This is a genomic window from Neobacillus drentensis (genome assembly GCF_036966985.1).
Classification (GTDB): Bacteria; Bacillota; Bacilli; order Bacillales; family Cytobacillaceae; genus Neobacillus; species Neobacillus drentensis_E.
The window spans coordinates 2962-3730 of sequence record NZ_JBALSN010000609.1 but is presented as its reverse complement, the minus strand read 5'-3'; the positions used below and the strand labels follow the sequence as shown (position 1 = coordinate 3730).

Annotated in this window: 2 protein-coding genes; both read right to left on the bottom strand. The window is 38.0% G+C overall.

Translation table 11 applies throughout. The features are described from left to right. Positions 1-59: 59 nt before the first annotated feature. Positions 60-275, bottom strand: coding sequence for a hypothetical protein (locus V7659_RS28980; RefSeq protein WP_335543506.1), 216 nt, complete (start codon positions 273-275; stop codon positions 60-62). Between the two features lie 21 nt (positions 276-296). After that, the coding region (locus tag V7659_RS28975; RefSeq protein WP_335543505.1) for a formyltetrahydrofolate deformylase at positions 297-769 on the bottom strand (473 nt) is incomplete at its 5' end.

Below are 769 nucleotides of genomic sequence, written 5' to 3'. Positions count from 1 at the left end.
CCATAATAGAAAGCGAGATTTTCACCATTAAATCCTCTAATTTTAGCTTAACTAATAATCTATTTAAACCAATCTACATTTATTTCTGTCCCAAAAACCCACCAACTGTTGATTGTTTCATAAAATGAATTAAGTAATATCCCCACTGCAAGTACGAACAGAAAAACATGTGCGTGGTTTACCGTACGCTTTCGTTTATTTTGAAGAAAAATCCATATCCAAAGTATAGCTAAAAGGATATTAATCAAGTCCCCTACAAGTTCATTTCCTGGCAATGGCTCCCTCTCCTTATAATCTTAAGCAAATACGATCGTTTTATTACCATGAACAAGTACCTTATCCTCAACATGCCAGGAAACGGCTTCAGCAAGAACCCTTCTTTCCACATGACGCCCCGCGGTCTTTAAATCCTCTGCTGTATAACGTTGGTTAATTCGCTGTACATCCTGTTCAATAATTGGCCCTTCATCAAGATCATTCGTAACGTAATGTGCGGTTGCACCGATTAACTTTACACCTCGGTTAAACGCTCTCACGTAAGGATTTGCGCCAACAAATGCCGGCAAGAATGAATGATGGATGTTGATGATTTGATTAGGATACTTAGAAATAAAGTTAGGGGAAAGTATCTGCATATACCTAGCCAGGACAATTAAGTCCACCTTCCCTTTCATCAATTCTAATGCTTTCTGTTCGGCATCTTCTTTCGTTTCGTGAGACATAGGGATATGATAAAAAGGGATGCCATAACTTTCAACTACTTCTTTTA